The following is a 19,267-nucleotide window of genomic DNA, read 5'->3' on the forward strand; positions in this document are numbered from 1 at the left end:
CGGCTATCTAGCCGAGCTGATGAATAAATGGGGGACCTGACCCCGGATTTAGACTTTGAGGAACTCTTCGCGACCGCCTAGCCAGCGGGCCAGGTGGGCTTCGACGGTGGCGGCTTTTTCGGGGGTGTTGGCGTGTAGCAGATCGTGGGCGACGTCGCGCGCCTGGTCTACCAGCCAGCCGTCTGTCTCCAAATCGGCGAAACGCAGCATCGCCTGGCCGGATTGGCGGGCGCCGAGGAATTCGCCGGGGCCCCGGATCTCCAGGTCGCGCCTTGCTATCTCAAAGCCGTCGGTGGTTTCGCGCATCGTCATCAGGCGCTGCTTGGCGACGCCTCCCAACGGGCTCTGATACAGCAGCAGGCACACCGACGCCGCAGAGCCGCGTCCAACTCGCCCGCGCAGCTGGTGCAGCTGCGACAGGCCGAAACGCTCCGCATGTTCGATCACCATCAGCGATGCATTCGGTACGTCCACGCCCACTTCGATCACCGTGGTGGCGACCAGCACCTGCATTTCATTGGCGCTGAAGGCGTCCATGACGGACTGCTTCTCGGCCGGCTTGAGACGGCCGTGCACCAGCCCAACGTTCAGGTCCGGCAGTGCTTCCGCCAGCAGGGCGTGCGTGTCGGTCGCGGTTTGCAGTTGCAGCGCTTCCGATTCTTCGATCAGCGGGCAGACCCAGTAGATCTGCCGTCCTTCCTGCGCGGCCGCATGCACACGTTCGATCACTTCATCGCGCCGGTTCTGGTCGATGGCGCGCGTGACGATCGGGCTACGGCCCGGCGGCAGTTCGTCGATCACCGATACTTCCAGGTCGGCGTAGTAGGTCATCGCCAGCGTGCGCGGGATCGGCGTAGCCGACATCATCAACTGGTGCGGAACGGCGCCTTCGACACCCTTGTTGCGCAAGGTCAGGCGCTGGCCCACGCCGAAGCGGTGCTGCTCGTCGACGATCACCAGTCCCAGGTTGGCGAAGTTGACCGCCTCCTGGATCAGCGCGTGCGTGCCGATCACCAGTTGCGCCTCGCCGGATTCGATCAGCGCATACGCGGCCAGCTTTTCCTTTTTCTTCAAACTGCCCGTCAACCACGCGACCTTGACGCCCAACGGCTCCATCCACGCGGCGATCTTGCGGAAGTGCTGGTCGGCGAGGATTTCGGTCGGCGCCATCAGCGCGGCCTGGTAGCCGCTGTCGATCGCCTGCGCGGCCGCCAGCGCCGACACCACCGTCTTGCCGCTACCGACGTCGCCCTGCAACAGCCGCTGCATCGGATACGGATGGCGCAGGTCGGCGCGGATTTCGTTCAGCACGCGCTGCTGCGCGCCGGTCAGCTTGAAGGGCAGCGCGGCCTGGAAGCTTTCGGACAGCGCACCGATGATGGTCAGCGCCGCCGCGCCCTTGGAGCGGCGCGCACGCTGCGCGCGCTTGAGCGACAGCTGCTGCGCCAGCAGTTCATCGAACTTCATGCGGGTCCACGCCGGATGCGAGCGATCGAGCAGCGCGTGCTCGTCCACCTGCTGCGGCGGGTAGTGCAGCAGCTTCACCGCCGGCTCGAAGTCGGACAGCTGCATCTGCGCGCGCAGCTGCTCCGGCAGCGTATCGGTCCAGTCGACCCGCTTCATCGCATCGCCGATGGCGCGCCGCAGGATCGGCTGCGACAGGCCTTCGCCCGACGGATACACCGGCGTCAGGGAAGTCGGCAGCGGCGCGCCTTCGTTGACCACCTTGTAGGCCGGGTGCACCATCTCGGCGCCGAAGAAGCCGTGTTTCAGTTCGCCGCGCGCGCGCACCCGCGTGCCCTCGGCCAGCTGCTTGACCTGGCTGCCGTAGAAATTCATGAAGCGCAGCTGCAAATCGCCCGTCTCGTCGGCGATGTGCACCAGCAGCTGCTTGCGCGGCTTGTAGGTGATTTCATTTTTGACCACCAAACCCTCGACCTGCGAGGTCTCGCCGCCGTGCAGGCGGGCCTCTTCGATGGTGATGACCTGGGTTTCGTCCTCGTAGCGCATGGGCAGGTGCAGCACCAGGTCCATATCGGTGTGCAGGCCCAGCTTGGCCAGCTTGGCTTCCGGACTGACTGTCTTCTTGACGGTTTTGGAGGTTGAAACAGGCATATTGGAGCGTTTTTCGGGCACTAGCGTAAAATAGAGGGTTGGCCGCAGCAAAGCAACGCCGGTATTGTACGACTAGCACCGCCTTCGGGCCTATCCGAATTTTCTTCAACAGTTTCCAGAAGTCCGCAAATGTACTCGCTTTCCGATTTCGATTTTAACTTGCCGCAAGAGCGTATTGCGCAATTCCCGCTGCCAGACCGCAGCGCTTCCCGCCTGTTGCACCTGGACGGTGAGCAGATCATCGACCGCCAGTTCGCCGATATCGTCGGCCAGCTGCAAGCGGGCGACCTGCTGGTGATGAACGATACCCGCGTGCTGAAGGCGCGCTTCTTCGGCGTCAAGGAGAGCGGCGGCAAGATCGAGGCGCTGGTCGAACGCGTGCTGGACAACCGCACCGTGCTGGCCCAGGTGCGCGCCTCCAAGTCGCCCGGCCCCGGCGTCAAGATCCGCCTGGCCGATGCCTTCGACGTCACCGTCGGCGAGCGCGCCGGCGAGTTCTTCACCCTGCATTTCGACGCCGACGTGTTCGACCTGATCGAAGCGCACGGCCGCCTGCCGCTGCCGCCGTACATCGAGCACGATGCCGATTCGTTCGACGAAACCCGCTACCAGACGGTGTTCAACAAGGTGCCGGGCGCCGTGGCCGCGCCGACCGCCGGCCTGCACTTCGACGAGAAGCTGCTGGCCGAGCTGAAGGCCAAGGGCGTCAACTTCGCCTACGTCACGTTGCACGTGGGCGCCGGCACCTTCCAGCCGGTGCGCGCCGAGGTGCTGGCCGAGCACAAGATGCACACCGAGTGGTACACCATGCCGCAGGAAACCGTGGACGCCGTGCGCGCCACCCGCGCCGCCGGCCGGGACGTGGTGGCGGTCGGCACCACCAGCCTGCGCGCGCTGGAATCGGCCTCGCAGGGCGGCCAGCTGGAAGCGGGCAGCGCCGATACCGCGCTGTTCATCACGCCCGGCTACCAGTTCAAGACGGTCACCCGCCTGATCACCAATTTCCACCTGCCGAAGTCGACCCTGCTGATGCTGGTATCGGCCTTCGCCGGTTTTGAAGAGATCCGCAAGGCCTACGCCCACGCGATCGCCAACGAATACCGTTTCTTCAGCTATGGCGACGCCATGCTGCTGACGACGCAAGCACGAGCAAAATAAGGAACAATATGCTGGAATTTAAACTACACAAGACCGACAGCAGCGGCCTGACCAAGGCCCGCCGCGGCGAAGTCAAACTGAACCACGGCGTGGTCCAGACCCCGATCTTCATGCCGGTCGGCACCTACGGCTCGGTCAAGGCGATGTCGCCGCTGGAGCTGAAGGAAATCGACGCCCAGATCATCCTGGGCAACACCTTCCACCTGTGGCTGCGCCCGGGCAATGACGTCATGGCCAAGTTCGGCGGCCTGCACGACTTCATGGGCTGGGACAAGCCTATCCTGACCGATTCCGGCGGTTTCCAGGTGTTTTCGCTGGGCGCGATGCGCAAGATCACCGAAGAGGGCGTGCACTTCAACTCGCCGATCAACGGCGACAAGCTGTTCCTGTCGCCGGAAGTGTCGATGCAGATCCAGCGCGTGCTGAACTCCGACATCGTCATGCAGTTCGACGAATGCACCCCTTACGAAATCGACAACCGCCCGGCAACTCTTGAGGAGGCGGCAAAGTCGATGCGTATGTCCTTGCGATGGGCGCAACGATCGAAAGACGAATTCCACCGCGGCGAGAACCCGAACGCGCTGTTCGGCATCGTCCAGGGCGGCATGTTCGAGAACCTGCGCGACGAATCGCTGGCCAAGCTGGAAGAGATCGACTTCCCGGGCCTGGCCATCGGCGGCCTGTCGGTCGGCGAGCCGAAGGAAGACATGATGCGCATCCTGGCCCACGTCGGCCCGAAAATGCCGGCCAACAAGCCGCATTACCTGATGGGTGTCGGCACGCCGGAAGACCTGGTCAACGGCGTTTCCAACGGCGTCGACATGTTCGACTGCGTGATGCCCACTCGAAATGCCCGCAACGGCTGGATCTTCACCCGTTTCGGCGATGTGAAAATCAAGAACGCCCGTTACAAGGAAGACAAGGAACCGCTGGACAGCACCTGCTCCTGCTATGCTTGCCGCAACTTCTCGCGCGCCTACCTGCATCACCTGAACCGCACCCAGGAAATCCTCGGCGCGCGCCTGAACACCATCCACAACCTGCACTACTACCTGGACATCATGCGCCAGATGCGCGAGGCCCTGGATGAGGACCGTTTCCACGCCTGGACCCTGCAATTCCACGCCGATCGCGGCCGCGGCATTTGATTTAACTAAAAGTGTTGTAAGTCTTGTAAAAAGATTTATGCCACCCACATAGCCGGAAGACCTAGCGCCTTCCGGCCAGTGCTAGAATACAGCGCTATTTTTTCAAACTATTATCGGAGTCACCTGTGTTCATTTCCAACGCTTACGCCCAATCGGCTTCCCCACTCGACGCACTCGGCCTGGGCGGTAACCTCACCAGCTTCCTGCCGCTGATCCTGATGTTTGTTGCGATGTACTTCCTGATGATCCGTCCTCAGCAGAAGCGCGCGAAAGAACAGAAGGCCATGATGGAAGCACTGGCCAAGGGCGACGAAGTCGTGACCGCCGGCGGCGTGCTGGGCAAGGTCTCCAAGGTGACCGACCTGTACGTGACCATCGAAATCTCCAGCGGCGCCGAAATGACGCTGCAAAAGAATTCCATCACCATGCTGCTGCCTAAGGGCACGCTGAAGGCGCTGTAATCAGCCTCGGCCTTGGCCTGGCCCGCGTTATGCGGGCCTTATTGCATCCGACGCCTAACACTGAACGTTGAACAATATGAATCGCTATCCTCTCTGGAAATACATACTGATCGTAGTCGCCATTCTGCTGGGCGCGCTGTACACCGCGCCTAACTACTACGGCGAATCGCCCGCGGTCCAGGTTACGAGCGGCAAATCGACCGTCAAGATGTCGTCCGACATGGGCGCCAAGGTGGAAGAGGTGCTCAAGGGCGCCGGCATCGCCTACAACGGCATCGCCTTCGACGGCAGCGGCACCTACGCTTCCGTGCGCGCCCGCTTCGCCGATCCGGACACCCAGTTCCGCGCCAAGTCGGTGCTGGAAAAGGGCTTGAACGCCGATCCGGCCGATCCGACCTATCTGGTCGCGCTGAACCTGCAAAAAGACACGCCGAAATGGATGCAAGCCCTGCATGCGCTGCCGATGTACCTCGGCCTCGACTTGCGCGGTGGCGTGCACTTCCTGATGCAGGTCGATACCAAGGCCGTGCTGACCAAGCGCGTGCAAGGCATCCAGGCCGCATCCCGCACCCTGCTGCGTGACAAGAACGTGCGTCACGCCGGCATCGACCGCGTGGGCGACACCATCGAAATCAAATTCCGCGACGACGCCACCCGCCAGAAGGCCAAGGACGTACTGCAAGGCCAGATGACCGACCTGCTGCTGGTCGATTCCGGCGAAGGCGATGCGCTGAAGACCACCGTCACGCTGAAGCCGATCGCGCTCAAGCAAACCATCGACGACGGCGTCAAGCAGAACATCTCGACGCTGTCCAAGCGCGTGAATGAACTGGGCGTGGCCGAACCTATCATCCAGCAGCAAGGCCCTGACCGCATCGTGGTCCAGCTGCCTGGCGTGCAGGACGTGGCGCGTGCGCGTGCCGTGATCGGCCGCACCGCGACGCTGGAAGTGCGCATGACCGACAACTCGGTCACCCCGGGCTCCGAGCTGACTTCGGCGATTCCATTCAACTCCGAGTTGTTCACCGTCGGCCGCAACGTGCCGGTCGTGCTGAGCAAGGACGTCGTTATTACCGGCGACTCGATCTCCAGCGCCACCGGCACCTACGACCAGAACCAGCAGCCTGCCGTCAGCATCACGCTGAACGGCGACGGCGGCCGCAAGATGCGCGACCTGACCCGCGACAACGTGGGCAAGCGCATGGCCATCGTGCTGTTCGAGAAGGGCAAGCCGGAAGTGCTGTCGGTCGCCACCATCCAGAGTGAATTTGGCAGCAGCTTCCAGATCACCGGCATGGGCAACGCCGAGAACTCCGCCGAACTGGCGCTGCTGCTGCGCTCCGGCGCGCTGTCCGCACCAATGGACGTGATCGAAGAACGCACCATCGGCCCGCAACTGGGCGCCGAGAACATCAGCAAAGGTCTGCATTCGACGATGTACGGCTTCGCCGCCATCGCCATCTTCATGATCGCCTACTACATGATGTTCGGCTTCTTCAGCGTGCTGGCGCTGGCCTGCAACCTGTTGCTGCTGCTGGCATTGCTGTCGCTGATGCAGGCGACCCTGACCCTGCCGGGTATCGCCGCTATCGCGCTGGCGCTGGGTATGGCGATTGACGCCAACGTGCTGATTAACGAACGTATCCGCGAAGAGCTGCGTTCCGGCGCCACGCCGCAGGCGGCGATCGCCGCCGGCTTCGACCGCGCATGGGCCACCATTATCGACTCCAACGTGACCACGCTGATTGTCGGTATCGCCCTGTGGGTGTTCGGTTCCGGTCCGATCCGCGGCTTCGCCGTGGTGCACTGCCTGGGTATCTTGACCTCGATGTTCTCCGCCGTGTTCATTTCGCGCGGTGTGGTCAACCTCTGGTACGGCCGCAAGAAGAAGCTGCAATCGCTCGCCATCGGTACCGTTTGGGTACCGGGTCTGAAATAACTCAGGGGTTCACATGGAATTTTTCCGCATCAAAAAAGACATACCGTTCATGCGCCACGCGCTGGTGTTCAACGCCATTTCGGCGTTGACCTTCGTCGCGGCCGTGTTCTTCCTGATCACCCGTCCGCTGAACTTCTCGGTGGAGTTCACCGGCGGCACCGTGATGGAACTGAAATACCAGCAGCCTGCAAAGCTGGAACAGATCCGTCACTCGCTGGAGAAGATCGGCTATGAGCAGCCGGAAGTGACCGGCTTCGGCACCGCGCATGACGTCATGCTGCGCCTGCCGGTGGTGAAGAACGTCACCTCCAAGGATGCGTCGCAGCTGGTGTTCAACACGCTGTGCGCGGCCGAGCAGGGCGCCACCAAGCAGATCGACACCGTGACCGCCAAAGGCGAGCACGTGGTCAAATCCGCTTGCATGGACGCTGCCGGCGTTGAAACCGTCTCGCTGCAAAAAGTCGAATTCGTCGGCCCGCAGGTCGGCGACGAGCTGACGCAGAACGGCTTGAACGCGCTGGTGATGGTGATCATCGGCGTGATGATCTACCTGGCCGTGCGCTTCGAATGGAAATTCGCGGTGGCGGCGATCATCGCCAACCTGCACGACGTGGTCATCATTCTCGGCTTCTTCGCCTTCTTCCACTGGGAGTTCTCGCTGACGGTACTGGCGGCGGTGCTGGCGGTGCTGGGTTACTCGGTCAACGAGTCGGTGGTTATCTTCGACCGTATCCGCGAAAACTTCCGCAAGCAGCGCAAGTCGTCGGTGCATGAAGTGATCGACAACGCGATCACCTCGACCATCTCGCGTACCATCATCACCCACGGCTGCACGCAGATGATGGTGCTGTCGATGCTGTTCCTGGGCGGTCCTACGCTGCACTACTTCGCCATCGCGCTGACCATCGGTATCTGCTTCGGTATTTACTCGTCGGTGTTCGTGGCTGCCGCAGTGGCCATGTGGCTGGGCGTGAAGCGTGAAGACCTGATCAAGCCGATCAAGGAAAAAGACGAAACCGATGGCGCTGTAGTGTAAAACAACGTTATCGTTTTGATAGTAGAATCCCCCAGCGCTTTTAGCCTTGGGGGATTTTTCTTTATGATGTACAGATTATTGGCCGGCCTGCTGGCCTGCTGCGCCGCGCATGGCGCCGAACTGCCGTGGGACCTGAGCTACACGTCCGCGCTGCGCGACCATCCGATCGCGGAGCATGAATTCATGCGCATCTGGCCGCAGCAGCACCCACAGCGGCCCATCCATCAAAAGCTGGCCGAATACGCGGGCGAGCCGATCGAAGCGTCGATGCTGATCGAGCAGCCCGACGGCCACGCCGGCGACGCCATCGCCCAGTGGTTCATCAAGACGCGCAATACCGCGCAGCTGTGCAGCTTCCATCCCAAGCGCATGAACGAACCGTGCAAGAAGCTCGACCCCGTGCGCGTGCAGGCGGCGATCCGCGACGTGCTGCACATGTCCGACCCATGGCCGCCGAAGGGCGACGGGTTGGTGGCCGAGAAGGACTACTTCGGCCCCGGCAAGCCGATGCTGCTCAATTACTTCGGCTATGTCAGCGTGTACGTGGACGGCGTGTCCTTGCAGCGCCCTATCGGCGGCGATGAGTGGAAGGAGCGGCTCGACAAGTCGCGTCCTGCGACGCCGGAAGCGGGGCGCTTGCAGCAGGCTTTGGCGCTTGCCATGGAGGGCGCGGTGGAGCCGGCGCCGGTCGCCGCAGCCAGGCCGACCAGCACGATAGCGGAGAGCGCGGAGAGCGCCGAACTGGTTGCCCGCAATGCGCTGATCGCCGAAGTAAAGGGCTATCTCAGCAAGGGTGACTACAAGAGCCTGGAAGCATTGCGCAAGCGCCTGCTGGATCCAACCCAGCGCACCGGCAGCGGTGTCTGGAAGCTGGCGATTTTCTACAACCAGCTGCGCTGGCGTCCGCAGAATACGCGCGACCTGGCCTACTGGACCGGCATCGACAACGAAGCCAAGGGCTGGGAGAAGCAGTTCCCCAAATCGAATGCGGCGCGCATGTATCGCGCCTATGCGCTGCTCGCGCGCGGCACCGCCTTCCGTGGCACGGCCAGCTACAAGGATGTGCCCAAGGAGGATATCGAGCGCATGCTGGCCTCCACGCGCGAAGCGATGAGCATTCTCAACACGCTGGAAAAGCCGATGCTGAAGGAGCGCGATCCGGAGTTTTACAGGGCCCTGCTGCAAGTGCTGCCGTACACGGACCACTACAGCTTCCTCGGCGTGATGAACACGTTGGCCGATGCGCGCAGGGCATTCCCCAACTATCACGAGACCTATTTCTCCGCCGCGTTCTTCTCGACCGAGATGTGGGCCAGCGCGCCGGACGCGGTGGACGACATCGCGCGCAGCGCCATGGGTATGCGGACCGCCGATTCCGATGCGATGTACGCCCGCGTCTACTGGTACATGAGCCAGATGTCCTATGACGACAAGCTGTTCGAGAACAGCCTCGCCGACTGGAGCGAAATGAAGACCAGCTTCGATGCGCTGGTGGACCGCTACCCCGATCCGTGGAACCTGAACGCCTACGCCTACTTCGCCTGCCAGGCCGGCGACTACGCCACAATGGCCGGCCTGCTGAACCGCATCGGCGAACGGCGCGTTTACACCAGCTGGGGCAAGCGCGGCGCGCGTGCCTACGAGGACTGCGCCGCTCATGCCGGCGACGATACCAGCCGCTATCTGTCCGACCTGCGCGAGATGGTCAAGAAGCGCCAGACGCGCGTGTTCTACCGCTACATCAACTACGCCGCGCAGACCCGCAAGGACGGCAAGTACGGCGAGAGCCTGCGCATCGTGCGCAAGGCCGAGGAGTTGAATCGCGTATTGTTCAGCAAACCATCGATGATGGTGCAGTACCACCTCGGCCTGACGCTGCATGCCCTGAAGCGCTACGACGAAGCGCTGCAGGCGCTGTCGCTGGGATTGCAGTCGCAGCCCAACTACGCGCCGGCGTACTTTCAGCGCGGGCTGGCCTACGAGGCGTTGGGCCGCCGCGAGGAGGCACGCGGCCAGTTCGAAACCGCCGCCGGCCGCATGCCGGCCACGATCAGCAGCAGCGAACCGGCGCAACGCGCGGCGGAGGAACAGGAACGCCGCACGATGTCGGTCAAGTTCCGCGAATACGGAATCAGCGCCCCGTTTTGATCATGTCGTACAGCGCCTGCGCGGCCGGCGACAGATGGCCGGCCTTGCGGGTGATGAGCACCAGCTGGCGCGAGATGGTCGGTTCCTTCAGCTTGATGGCGCGCAGGCGCGGATAGCTGCCCTTGACGATCGCCAGGTTGGGCACGATGGCGGCGGCGATGCCCGAGGCCACCAGTCCCACCGCCGTCGCGCTGCGCTGCACGTCGTATTGGAAGTGCAGGTTCAGCTCCGCGCTCTTGCTGCCCAAATAGCTGTCCAGCAGCGCGCGGTTGCCGTTGACGTCGCCCGAGAAGATCAGCGGGTAGGGCTGGATCTGCGTCCACGTCAGCGAGCGCCGCTTCGCCAGCGGATGATCGTCGCGGCACACCAGCACGAAGTGATCCTCCATCAGCGGCACCGACACCAGGTCGGGATGCATGCCGCCACCCAGGCCGATGCCGAACTCCGCTTCCCGCCGTTGCACCGCCTCCGCCACGCGCGACGAGGCGTGGTCGAGAATCTTGATGCGGTTCTCGGGGAAGCGCGCCGAGTACTCCTGGATGATCTGCGGCAGGTACTGGATGCCCACCGTCGGCACGCAGGCGATCGCCACGTCGCCGCGCTGCGCCTTGCCGGTCTCGCGGATCTCGTTCAGCGTGGACGACAGCTCTTGCAGCAAGCGCCGCGCCTGCGGCAGGAAGTCCTTGCCGATGCTGGTCAGAGCGATCGAGCGCGTGGTGCGCTCAACCAGCATCACGCCCAGAAAGTCCTCCAGGTTGCGCAGCCGTTGCGTGACGGCGGTCTGCGTGACGTGCAGCGTCTCCGCCGCTTTCTGGAATCCGCCAAAGTCCGCAATCGCGACAAAAGCCTGCACGCCGAGTATGTCTATTTTCATCAGAAAAATGAATGAATGGTCTAAATAAATTTATTGTACTTATATTTGGCGGAGGCGGAAAATTCGCTCCATTGAAACCGAAGGAGAAGATCATGCCGCTATCAACAATTTTCCTGGTGTTCTCCAAACTGGCGTTGATGGGCTTCGGCGGCGTGATGCCGTTCGCTTACCGCGCCCTGGTCGAGCAGCACAAGTGGCTCACGGCCGAGGAGTTCGCGAAATACCTCGCCACCAGCCAGATGCTGCCCGGCCCGACGATCTGCAACGTCGCGCTGATGGTCGGCAACCGCTACGCCGGCACGGGTGGCGCGCTGGCGGCGCTGGCCGGCATGGTCGCCGGTCCGTTCCTGGTGGTCATCGCCTTGGGCGTGGTGTACCAGCGCTTCGGCGAGATCGAGATGTTCCGCCACGCGATACGCGGCATGGCGGCGGTGGCGGCGGGGCTGATCCTGGCCACCGCCGTGAAGATGGCGAAGGCCATGTTCGCCAAGGCCGACTGGCGCGAACACCGCACCCTGTTGCAGGTGGCCTTGCTGGCGCTGGCCTTTATCGGACTGGGGCTGCTGCAATGGCAGCTGGCGCTGGTGTTCTGTGTGCTGGCGCCGCTGGGCACCGGTGCGACTTACCTGGTGGGAGAGAAAAAATGAACGAGCAATCTCCAGTGACGGAACTGTCGCTGCACATCGCGTTGATGTCGTTGATGGCGGTGGGTGGCGGCGTGGTGCTGCTGGGGCCGCAGGTCGGTCACTACGTGGTCGAAGGCAAGCAGTGGCTGAACAATGAGCAGTTCTCGGCCGCCTATGCGATAGCGCAGGCGGCGCCCGGTCCCAACCTGTTGTTCGTTTCGCTGGTGGGCTGGCTGATCGCCGGCTGGGCGGGCGCGATCTTCACCACGCTGGCGGTGCTGGGCCCTTCGACGCTGCTGACACTGACCGCGATCCGCTTGCAGGCGCGCCACGCCGGCGGACGGTTGACGCAAGCGCTGGGCGATGCCTTCGCGCCGATATCGATAGGCTTCCTGGCCGCCACCGCCTGGCTGTTCACCCGTATCTCCAACGTCAGCTGGCATGCCGACGTGCTGACGGTGCTGGCGGCGGTGATACTGCTGCGGTCCAAAATCAACCCGGTGATACTGATCGCGGCCGGTGCGCTGGCCGGCATGCTGGGCCTTATCTGAGCGAGTGCGGCGTGGAGCGCGACCGCAGCGACGCCGACGGGCAGTGGCCGAACAGCTTGCGGTAGTCGCTGGAAAACTGGCTGAAGTTACTCAGACCCCAGGAGCCGGCCACGTCGCCGATGGCGCCGCCGTCCTGCAACTGCCGCCGCACGCCGTTCAGGCGCACCATGCGCAGGTACAGCATGGGGCTCATGCCCAGCACGTCCTCGAAGCAGTATTGCAAGGTGCGTCGGCTCACATGCACCCGTTCGCACAACTCCGGCACGGTAATCGAATCGCTGCGGTGCGCCATGATGTATTCACGGGCCAGCGAGACCACGTGGCGGCGCCGTTGCAGGCTGGCGGCCAGCGCCGGCTCCACGCAGCTGTGGTCCAGCATGTCGAGCAGGGTGGACAGCACCAGCTCCTGCCACTGCGCCGCGCCTTCCGCCGCGCTTTCCCCCTCGGCCGGCAGCAGCTGCGACAGGACGCGCAGGCATTTGGCCTGGGCCTGCGCATCCACCTGCAGCAGCTCGGCCGACTGCACCCGCTGCCAGTCGATCTGGCAACCGTAGCGCCGCGCCGTCTCGACCAGCAACTCGCGGCTGGCGACGATGCCGAAGATGCTGTAGGCGCTCGGCGTTACCAGTTCGAACTCAACGTTGCCCGGCTGCACCATAATCCAGTCGGCCGCCGTCTGGCGGCCGTTGATGCGGGTGCTGGCGCCGTGGTCGGGCAGGCCGAACCAGATGGCGTCCGGCCACACGCGGCAGGATTGGCGCACCGACTGGCTCAAGCTTTCCCGGAATACTTGCAGCTGCGGCAGGCGCAGCTCGGTCAGCGCGCCGTGGAACAGGCCGGAACTGATCTGGTCGTAGCTTTGTTGCCAGTTGGTGAGCTTGCTGGCCAATTCATCGGCGTCGTGCGCCATCACAGTGCGCAAATCTGGCGCACTGTGTACCAACGCTGTCGCAGTCTGGTGCATATTATTTTTCTCCCACTGTTGTTATTTTTTCCCGTGGACGCTAGCCCCTCGCAAGTTTGCCGATTTTCGATAACGCTGGCATTTGGCTGGCTCCTATACTCGATTCTGCTGCAACTTCCATACCAGATGCGCTTTACCTTAGGGAGAATCACATGAATGCAAAACAGGCGGCCGGGCAACCGGCGCTGCAACAGTCGCTAGGCACCTTTCAGTTGTGGGGCATCGCGGTAGGCCTGGTGATCTCGGGCGAGTACTTCGGCTGGAGCTACGGCTGGGCCTCGGCGGGGACGCTGGGCTTTACCATCACCGCGCTGTTCATCGCGGCGATGTACACCACCTTTATCTTCAGCTTCACCGAGCTGACCACCTCGATCCCGCATGCGGGCGGCCCGTTCGCCTACAGCAAGCGCGCCTTCGGCCCGACCGGCGGCTACCTGGCCGGCGCGGCCACCCTGATCGAGTTCGTGTTCGCCCCGCCGGCGATCGCGCTGGCGATCGGCGCGTACCTGAATGTGCAGTTTCCTACCGTCGATCCGAAGACGGCGGCGGTCGGTGCCTATGTCGTGTTCATGACCTTGAACATCGTCGGCGTGCAAGTGGCGGCCACCTTCGAGTTGCTGATGACGCTGCTGGCCATCTTTGAATTGCTGGTGTTTATGGGCGTGGTGTCGCCGGGCTTCTCGGTGGCGAACTTCGTCAAGGGCGGCTGGTCGGGCCAGGACAGCTTCAGCATCGCATCGATCCCCGGCATGTTCGCGGCGATTCCGTTTGCGATCTGGTTCTTCCTGGCGATTGAGGGCGTGGCCATGGCGGCCGAGGAAGCCAAGGACCCGAAACGTTCGATCCCGATCGCCTACATCGCCGGCATCATTACGCTGGTGCTGCTGGCGATCGGCGTGATGGTGTTCGCCGGCGGCGCAGGCGACTGGACCAAGCTGGCCAACATCAACGATCCGCTGCCGCAGGCAATGAAGATCATCGTCGGCGAGCACAGCAACTGGCTGCACATGCTGGTGTGGCTGGGCCTGTTTGGCTTGATCGCTTCTTTCCACGGCATCATCCTGGGCTATTCGCGCCAGATCTTTGCACTGGCACGCGAGGCTTACCTGCCGCACTATTTCGCCAAGATCCATCCACGTTTCAAGACACCGCACCGCGCCATCCTTGCGGGCGGCGTGATCGGCATCGCTGCCATCTATAGCGACGAGCTGATCAAGATCGGCGGCCAGACCCTGACCGCCAACATCGTCACCATGTCGGTATTCGGCGCCATCACCATGTACATCCTCAGCATGCTCAGCCTGTTCAAGCTGCGCCGCGCCGAGCCGCACATGGCGCGCCCTTTCCGCGCACCGTTCTATCCGCTGTTCCCGGCGATTGCGCTGGCCGGCGCGCTGGTCTGCCTGGTGACGATGATCTATTACAACCCGCTGATCTTCGGCGTGTTCGTCGGCTTCATGGCGGTCGGTTATGCATTCTTCCTGGCCACCAAGGGCAATCGTCAGCAGCACGCGGCGCTTGACGCTGTCTAACCCGCCGTCTCACTCACAACAACGGAGCACTATCAATGTCCCAATCCCTCTTCTCCCTGCTGGCCGCGGCCGGATGCCTGGCTTGCGCGGCAGGCAGCGCGCTGGCCGCCGACGCCGCACCTGCACCGGCGGCGCCTGCACCCGACTGGACCAACACCGGCAACGTGACGCTGGTGTCCGATTATATTTTCCGCGGCATCTCGCAGACGCAGGCCAAGCCGACGGCGCAAGCCACGCTGGACTTCACCCATGTCAGCGGCTTCTATCTCGGCCTGTTCGGTTCCGGCGTCTCGCACGCGGCCTATAACAACGGCAGCGGTTCGGAGATCGATGTCTACGGTGGCTATCGTTATCCTCTGAGCGAGGGCAATAATATCGACGCCGGCCTGGTCACCTACTGGTATCCCGGCGCGCATTATGCGGCGGGCGGCAAGGACATCAAGTACCATACCCAGGAGGCCAAGCTGGGCGTGAATATCGGCGCCTTCAATGCCTACGCCTGGGTGGCGCTGAGCGAGTACTGGTTCGGCTTCGCTGTGCAGCCGGACAGCGGCAAGCTGGCCAACACGCGCGGCACCGCCTACGCCGAAGTGAACTGGAATCCCGAACTGATGCCGGGCCTGGTGCTGAACCTGCATGCGGGCCGCCAGCAAGTACGCAACATGAGCGATTTCAATTTCTTCGACATCAAGGCGGGCGTGACCAAGACGGTGGATGTTTGGGCGTTCACGGCGGCGGGGACCTACAACAGCGGCGACGCCAGCAAGAACGGCACGCCTTTGTGGACCTTCTTCAACGCCGACGGCAGCGGCAAGAACGTGGCACAGAAACGCCTGGTCGTGACCGCCTCGCGCAACTTCTAGCAACGGTTAGTTCGTCATTCCCGCGAAAGCGGGAATCCATACTGAGCCTCTGACCAGATGGCGTATGGGCTCCCGCCTACGCGGGAGCGACGGTCTTTAGTATATCGGCAGCATCAGGAGACGCGGCAATGAGCAGCTTTGCACATACGGTAGGCAGCAGGACATATCAGTTCCGCGACCTGAAGGACTTGATGGCGAAGGCGACGCCGGCGCGTTCCGGCGACTACCTGGCGGGGCTGGCGGCGGCCAGCGCCGAGGAGCGGGTGGCGGCGCAGATGGCGCTGGCCGAGCTGCCGCTGTCGCTGTTCCTGAACCAGATGGTGGTGCCGTATGAGCAGGACGAGGTGACGCGGTTGATCATCGACGATCACGACCGCATCGCCTTCGCCCGCATCGCCCACCTGACCGTGGGCGACTTCCGCAACTGGCTGCTGGGCGACGCCGCCGATGAAGCCGTGCTGGCCGCCGTCGCACCCGGTATCACGCCGGAAATGGCGGCGGCCGTTTCCAAGATCATGCGCATCCAGGACCTGATCCTGGTGGCGAAGAAATGCCGCGTCGTCACGCGCTTCCGCAACACCATCGGCCTGGCGGGCTGCATGTCGACGCGTTTGCAACCCAACCACCCGACCGACGACGCCACCGGCATCGCCGCCAGCGTGCTGGACGGCCTGCTGTACGGCAGCGGCGACGCGGTGATCGGCATCAACCCGGCCACCGACAACGTGCCGCAGGTGATCAAGATCGTCACCATGCTGGACGAGATCATCGACCGCTACGGCATCCCCACGCAGTCATGCGTGCTGACCCATGTGACCAACACCATCGCCGCCATCGAACGCGGCGCGCCGATCGACCTGGTGTTCCAGTCGATCGCCGGCACCGAGGCGGCCAACGCCAGCTTCGGCATCAACCTGGCCTTGCTGGCGGAGGCGCAGCAGGCGGCGCTGTCGCTGCAGCGCGGCACGGTGGGCAACAACGTGATGTACTTCGAGACGGGGCAGGGCAGCGCGCTGTCGGCCAACGCGCATCACGGCGTCGACCAGCAGACTTGCGAAACGCGCGCCTACGCGGTGGCGCGCAAGTTCCAGCCGCTGCTGGTCAATTCGGTGGTCGGCTTCATCGGCCCCGAATACCTGTACGACGGCAAGCAGATCGTGCGTGCAGGATTGGAGGATCACTTCTGCGCCAAGCTGCTGGGCCTGCCGATGGGCTGCGACGTCTGCTACACCAACCACGCCGAGGCCGACCAGAACGACATGGACATCCTGCTGACCTTGCTGGGCACGGCCGGCTGCACCTTCGTCATGGGCATTCCCGGCTCGGACGACATCATGCTCAACTACCAGACCACGTCCTTCCATGATGCGCTGTATGCGCGCCGCGTGCTGGGCCTGAAGCCGGCGCCGGAATTCGAAGCCTGGTTGAAGGAGATGGAAATTTTTACCCGCGACGATTACGTTACACTGGGCAAAGCGCTGCCGGCTTCCTTCCAGCGCGCGTTGGCCAGCCTGAAATAATGGGAACCCGTATGAACGACGACGAGCACCTGCTTCCAGCCAGCCCCGCTGGCGATGATGGCGTGGTGACGAGCAATCCGTGGGGCTCGCTGCGGCGCTTCACGGCGGCGCGCATCGCGCTGGGACGCAGCGGCGTCAGCCAGCCGACCGCGCCGCAACTGGAGTTCCAGCTGGCGCATGCGCGCGCGCGCGACGCCGTGCACCTGGCGCTGGACCACGCCGCGCTGGGCGATGCCTTGCAGGCCGCCAGCGGCTTGCCTTGCCTGCCGCTGCACAGCGCCGCCGCCAGTCGCGACATTTACCTGCAGCGTCCCGACCTGGGCCGACGGCTGGATGACGGTTCGCGCCAGGCGCTGCTGGCGCGCCCGCTCGATGCGGCCGGCTACGACCTGGCCTTCGTTATCGCCGATGGCCTGTCGGCGCTGGCGATCGAACAGAACGCCTTGCCCTTCCTGAAAGTGCTGATGGCGCGCCTGGCCGCCGAATCCTGGTCGCTGGCGCCGCTGTCCATCGTCCGCCAGGGACGGGTGGCGGTGGGCGACGAGGTGGGCGAGTTGCTGGGCGCGCGCGCGGTGGTGGTGCTGGTCGGCGAACGCCCTGGCCTCAGCTCGCCGGACAGCATGGGCCTGTACCTGACCTGGGCGCCGAAGACCGGCCTGACCGATGCCGCCCGCAATTGCATCTCGAATGTGCGTCCTGCCGGTTTGACCTACAATGATGCAGCCTTCAAACTTCACTACCTGCTATCCGAATCGCGCCAACGGCAGCTATCCGGCGTCGCGCTGAAGGATGAAACAGCCACCGACAACACCATGCTGGACGCACCGCAGCGCAACTTCCTGCTCGACCTCGATTAGTCGGCAGGCGGACGTCCCGCCGACCAACTAGCGAGAGAGCGACAATGAGCCGTACCGGCCGACTTTTCCTGTTGATGGACGCGATGCGCGGCTACCGCCGTCCCGTCACCGCCGCCCGTTTGGCCGAGCAGCTGGGCGTATCCGAACGTACCATCTACCGCGACATCCAGACGCTGTCCGGCCTGGGCGCGCCGCTGGAGGGGGAGGCCGGGGTCGGCTACATGCTCAAGGCCGGCTTCTTCCTGCCGCCGCTGATGTTCGGCGCCGACGAGCTGGAGGCGCTGGTGCTGGGCGCGCGCTGGGTGCGCCGGCAGGGCGACGAGGCGCTGGCCGCCGCCGCCAACAACGCGCTGGCCAAGATCGCCGCCGCCTCGCCCAAGGACCTGCGCGACGACATGGCCGAGACCAGCCTGTGGGTGCCGCTGTACCAGGACCAGGACACCGCCAGCGACGTCCACGTGCGCCCGGTGCGCGAGGCGATCCGCTACCAGCACCGCTTGCGCATGGCCTACCAGGACGAGCACGGCAAGCCGTCGGAACGGGTGGTGTGGCCGTTCGCGCTGGCCTTCATGGAGGGTAAGCGCTTGCTCGCCGCGTGGTGCGAGCTGCGCATGGCCTTTCGCCACTTTCGCATCGACCGCATCGCGGAGGTGGAGTCGCTGGGCGTGCGCTATCCGGCCCGCCGCAGCGACTTGCTGAAGACCTGGCGCCAGCAACATAACCTGCGCGAAGACTACTGACAAAAACTGTCGCAGGCCGGTCGTACGATGAAGTCCTCAACTCACCAACTGGAGACTTCAAATGCGCTTATACCACCACCCCGCTTCCTCCAATTCGCGTCGTGTCATGATGGCCGCGATTCACATGGGCACGCCGCTGGATGTGACCGAAGTCAACCTGATGAGCGAAGAAGACCGGCGCCGGCTGGAGGTGCTCAACCCCAACTGCATGGTGCCGGTGCTGCAGGAGAGCGACTTCATCCTGTGGGAATCCTGCGCCATCATGCAATACCTGGCCGACCGCACCCACGGCCAGACGCTCTACCCGGACAACATCGTCGTGCGGGCCGACATCAACCGCTGGATGTTGTGGGCGTGCCAGCATTTTTCGCCGGCGCTGGGCGTCATCGTCTGGGAAAACATCTGGAAGGGTATCACCGGCAACGGCGTTCCCGACCAGGCCGAGCTGGACCGGGGCACGCGGCTGGTGGCGAAATTCGCCGCGGTGCTGGAGCAGCACCTGGCGGGACGCGAGTGGGTGGTCGGCGACAAGCTGAGCCTGGCGGATTTCGCGCTGGCCGCGCCGCTGATGTACACCGAGCAAGCTAAGTTGCCCGTCACTCAATATCCGAAGATGATGGCGTGGTTGGCCCGCGTTCAGCAGCTGGATGCGTGGAAGCAATCGGAACCGGTGTGGTGATAGAAACTTGTGTCCATATGTGAACTGGCGCACAGAGCAGATGGGATGGGGAGCGT

General features: G+C 63.6%; 17 protein-coding genes. 14 read left to right on the forward strand and 3 right to left on the reverse strand.

Features of this window, described 5'->3' with window-relative positions:
• Window positions 1-48 precede the first annotated feature (48 nt).
• A complete protein-coding gene (gene recG, locus V6M89_RS20985) occupies window positions 49-2,115 on the reverse strand; it encodes an ATP-dependent DNA helicase RecG (RefSeq protein WP_332854996.1) in 2,067 nt (688 codons plus the stop codon).
• Between the two features lie 129 nt (window positions 2,116-2,244).
• Between recG and queA the strand changes: the two genes are divergently transcribed.
• The 6 genes from queA (at window position 2,245) to V6M89_RS21015 (ending at window position 10,005) form a co-directional block, all read left to right on the forward strand.
• Window positions 2,245-3,273, forward strand: a complete 1,029-nt coding sequence (gene queA, locus V6M89_RS20990; protein ID WP_332854997.1) for a tRNA preQ1(34) S-adenosylmethionine ribosyltransferase-isomerase QueA — start codon at window positions 2,245-2,247, stop codon at window positions 3,271-3,273.
• 8 nt (window positions 3,274-3,281) lie between these two features.
• A complete protein-coding gene (gene tgt, locus V6M89_RS20995; protein ID WP_116991915.1) occupies window positions 3,282-4,421 on the forward strand; it encodes a tRNA guanosine(34) transglycosylase Tgt in 1,140 nt (379 codons plus the stop codon).
• Between the two features lie 125 nt (window positions 4,422-4,546).
• The gene (gene yajC, locus V6M89_RS21000; RefSeq protein WP_020700692.1) at window positions 4,547-4,882 is read left to right on the forward strand and encodes a preprotein translocase subunit YajC; all 336 of its coding nucleotides are present in this window, start codon (window positions 4,547-4,549) and stop codon (window positions 4,880-4,882) included.
• 76 nt (window positions 4,883-4,958) lie between these two features.
• On the forward strand, window positions 4,959-6,821 hold the full coding sequence (secD, locus tag V6M89_RS21005) for a protein translocase subunit SecD (protein WP_332854998.1): 1,863 nt from the start codon (window positions 4,959-4,961) through the stop codon (window positions 6,819-6,821).
• Window positions 6,822-6,834: 13 nt separating this feature from the next.
• Window positions 6,835-7,857, forward strand: coding sequence for a protein translocase subunit SecF (secF, locus tag V6M89_RS21010; RefSeq protein WP_332854999.1), 1,023 nt, complete (start codon window positions 6,835-6,837; stop codon window positions 7,855-7,857).
• A 63-nt stretch (window positions 7,858-7,920) separates the two neighbouring features.
• On the forward strand, window positions 7,921-10,005 hold the full coding sequence (locus V6M89_RS21015; protein ID WP_332855000.1) for a tetratricopeptide repeat protein: 2,085 nt from the start codon (window positions 7,921-7,923) through the stop codon (window positions 10,003-10,005).
• Here V6M89_RS21015 and V6M89_RS21020 read toward each other — a convergent pair.
• Window positions 9,989-10,879, reverse strand: coding sequence for a LysR family transcriptional regulator (locus V6M89_RS21020; RefSeq protein WP_332855001.1), 891 nt, complete (start codon window positions 10,877-10,879; stop codon window positions 9,989-9,991). The genes V6M89_RS21015 and V6M89_RS21020 overlap by 17 nt on opposite strands.
• A gap of 92 nt (window positions 10,880-10,971) precedes the next feature.
• Between V6M89_RS21020 and V6M89_RS21025 the strand changes: the two genes are divergently transcribed.
• Together V6M89_RS21025 and V6M89_RS21030 are read left to right on the forward strand one after the other, a co-directional pair.
• On the forward strand, window positions 10,972-11,526 hold the full coding sequence (locus tag V6M89_RS21025) for a chromate transporter (RefSeq protein ID WP_332855002.1): 555 nt from the start codon (window positions 10,972-10,974) through the stop codon (window positions 11,524-11,526).
• The gene (locus tag V6M89_RS21030; protein WP_332855003.1) at window positions 11,523-12,056 is read left to right on the forward strand and encodes a chromate transporter; all 534 of its coding nucleotides are present in this window, start codon (window positions 11,523-11,525) and stop codon (window positions 12,054-12,056) included. Before V6M89_RS21025 ends, V6M89_RS21030 begins: the two co-directional genes overlap by 4 nt.
• Here the strand turns inward: V6M89_RS21030 and V6M89_RS21035 are convergent.
• A complete protein-coding gene (locus V6M89_RS21035; protein ID WP_332855004.1) occupies window positions 12,049-12,966 on the reverse strand; it encodes a helix-turn-helix domain-containing protein in 918 nt (305 codons plus the stop codon). The two genes, V6M89_RS21030 and V6M89_RS21035, sit on opposite strands and share 8 nt — an antisense overlap.
• Before the next feature lie 206 nt (window positions 12,967-13,172).
• Between V6M89_RS21035 and eat the strand changes: the two genes are divergently transcribed.
• The 6 genes from eat (at window position 13,173) to V6M89_RS21065 (ending at window position 19,211) form a co-directional block, all read left to right on the forward strand.
• A complete protein-coding gene (gene eat, locus V6M89_RS21040) occupies window positions 13,173-14,552 on the forward strand; it encodes an ethanolamine permease (protein WP_332855005.1) in 1,380 nt (459 codons plus the stop codon).
• 35 nt (window positions 14,553-14,587) lie between these two features.
• Window positions 14,588-15,415, forward strand: coding sequence for a TorF family putative porin (locus tag V6M89_RS21045; RefSeq protein ID WP_332855006.1), 828 nt, complete (start codon window positions 14,588-14,590; stop codon window positions 15,413-15,415).
• Window positions 15,416-15,543: 128 nt separating this feature from the next.
• Window positions 15,544-16,935 carry an ethanolamine ammonia-lyase subunit EutB gene (locus tag V6M89_RS21050; protein ID WP_332855007.1) on the forward strand — a complete coding sequence of 464 codons (1,392 nt, stop codon included), beginning with the start codon at window positions 15,544-15,546 and terminating at the stop codon, window positions 16,933-16,935.
• A gap of 11 nt (window positions 16,936-16,946) precedes the next feature.
• The gene (eutC, locus tag V6M89_RS21055; RefSeq protein WP_332855008.1) at window positions 16,947-17,792 is read left to right on the forward strand and encodes an ethanolamine ammonia-lyase subunit EutC; all 846 of its coding nucleotides are present in this window, start codon (window positions 16,947-16,949) and stop codon (window positions 17,790-17,792) included.
• Window positions 17,793-17,836: 44 nt separating this feature from the next.
• Window positions 17,837-18,532 carry a helix-turn-helix transcriptional regulator gene (locus V6M89_RS21060; protein ID WP_332855009.1) on the forward strand — a complete coding sequence of 232 codons (696 nt, stop codon included), beginning with the start codon at window positions 17,837-17,839 and terminating at the stop codon, window positions 18,530-18,532.
• 61 nt (window positions 18,533-18,593) lie between these two features.
• Window positions 18,594-19,211 carry a glutathione S-transferase family protein gene (locus tag V6M89_RS21065; RefSeq protein WP_332855010.1) on the forward strand — a complete coding sequence of 206 codons (618 nt, stop codon included), beginning with the start codon at window positions 18,594-18,596 and terminating at the stop codon, window positions 19,209-19,211.
• The last annotated feature ends 56 nt before the right edge of the window (window positions 19,212-19,267 follow it).

This window comes from Duganella sp. S19_KUP01_CR8, from assembly GCF_036688705.1.
Classification (GTDB): Bacteria; Pseudomonadota; Gammaproteobacteria; order Burkholderiales; family Burkholderiaceae_D; genus Rugamonas.

Bases quoted from the DNA above. Each gene is read 5' to 3' on its own strand.
- V6M89_RS21060 (WP_332855009.1), top strand. From the start codon at position 17,837: ATGAGCCGTACCGGCCGACTTTTCCTGTTGATGGACGCGATGCGCGGC.
- V6M89_RS21030 (WP_332855003.1), top strand. From the start codon at position 11,523: ATGAACGAGCAATCTCCAGTGACGGAACTGTCGCTGCACATCGCGTTG.
- queA (WP_332854997.1), top strand. From the start codon at position 2,245: ATGTACTCGCTTTCCGATTTCGATTTTAACTTGCCGCAAGAGCGTATT.
- V6M89_RS21025 (WP_332855002.1), top strand. From the start codon at position 10,972: ATGCCGCTATCAACAATTTTCCTGGTGTTCTCCAAACTGGCGTTGATG.
- eutC (WP_332855008.1), top strand. From the start codon at position 16,947: ATGAACGACGACGAGCACCTGCTTCCAGCCAGCCCCGCTGGCGATGAT.
- V6M89_RS21035 (WP_332855004.1), bottom strand. From the start codon at position 12,966: ATGGCGCACGACGCCGATGAATTGGCCAGCAAGCTCACCAACTGGCAA.
- secD (WP_332854998.1), top strand. From the start codon at position 4,959: ATGAATCGCTATCCTCTCTGGAAATACATACTGATCGTAGTCGCCATT.
- eat (WP_332855005.1), top strand. From the start codon at position 13,173: ATGAATGCAAAACAGGCGGCCGGGCAACCGGCGCTGCAACAGTCGCTA.
- V6M89_RS21020 (WP_332855001.1), bottom strand. From the start codon at position 10,879: ATGAAAATAGACATACTCGGCGTGCAGGCTTTTGTCGCGATTGCGGAC.
- V6M89_RS21065 (WP_332855010.1), top strand. From the start codon at position 18,594: ATGCGCTTATACCACCACCCCGCTTCCTCCAATTCGCGTCGTGTCATG.
- V6M89_RS21015 (WP_332855000.1), top strand. From the start codon at position 7,921: ATGATGTACAGATTATTGGCCGGCCTGCTGGCCTGCTGCGCCGCGCAT.
- secF (WP_332854999.1), top strand. From the start codon at position 6,835: ATGGAATTTTTCCGCATCAAAAAAGACATACCGTTCATGCGCCACGCG.
- V6M89_RS21050 (WP_332855007.1), top strand. From the start codon at position 15,544: ATGAGCAGCTTTGCACATACGGTAGGCAGCAGGACATATCAGTTCCGC.
- tgt (WP_116991915.1), top strand. From the start codon at position 3,282: ATGCTGGAATTTAAACTACACAAGACCGACAGCAGCGGCCTGACCAAG.
- V6M89_RS21045 (WP_332855006.1), top strand. From the start codon at position 14,588: ATGTCCCAATCCCTCTTCTCCCTGCTGGCCGCGGCCGGATGCCTGGCT.
- recG (WP_332854996.1), bottom strand. From the start codon at position 2,115: ATGCCTGTTTCAACCTCCAAAACCGTCAAGAAGACAGTCAGTCCGGAA.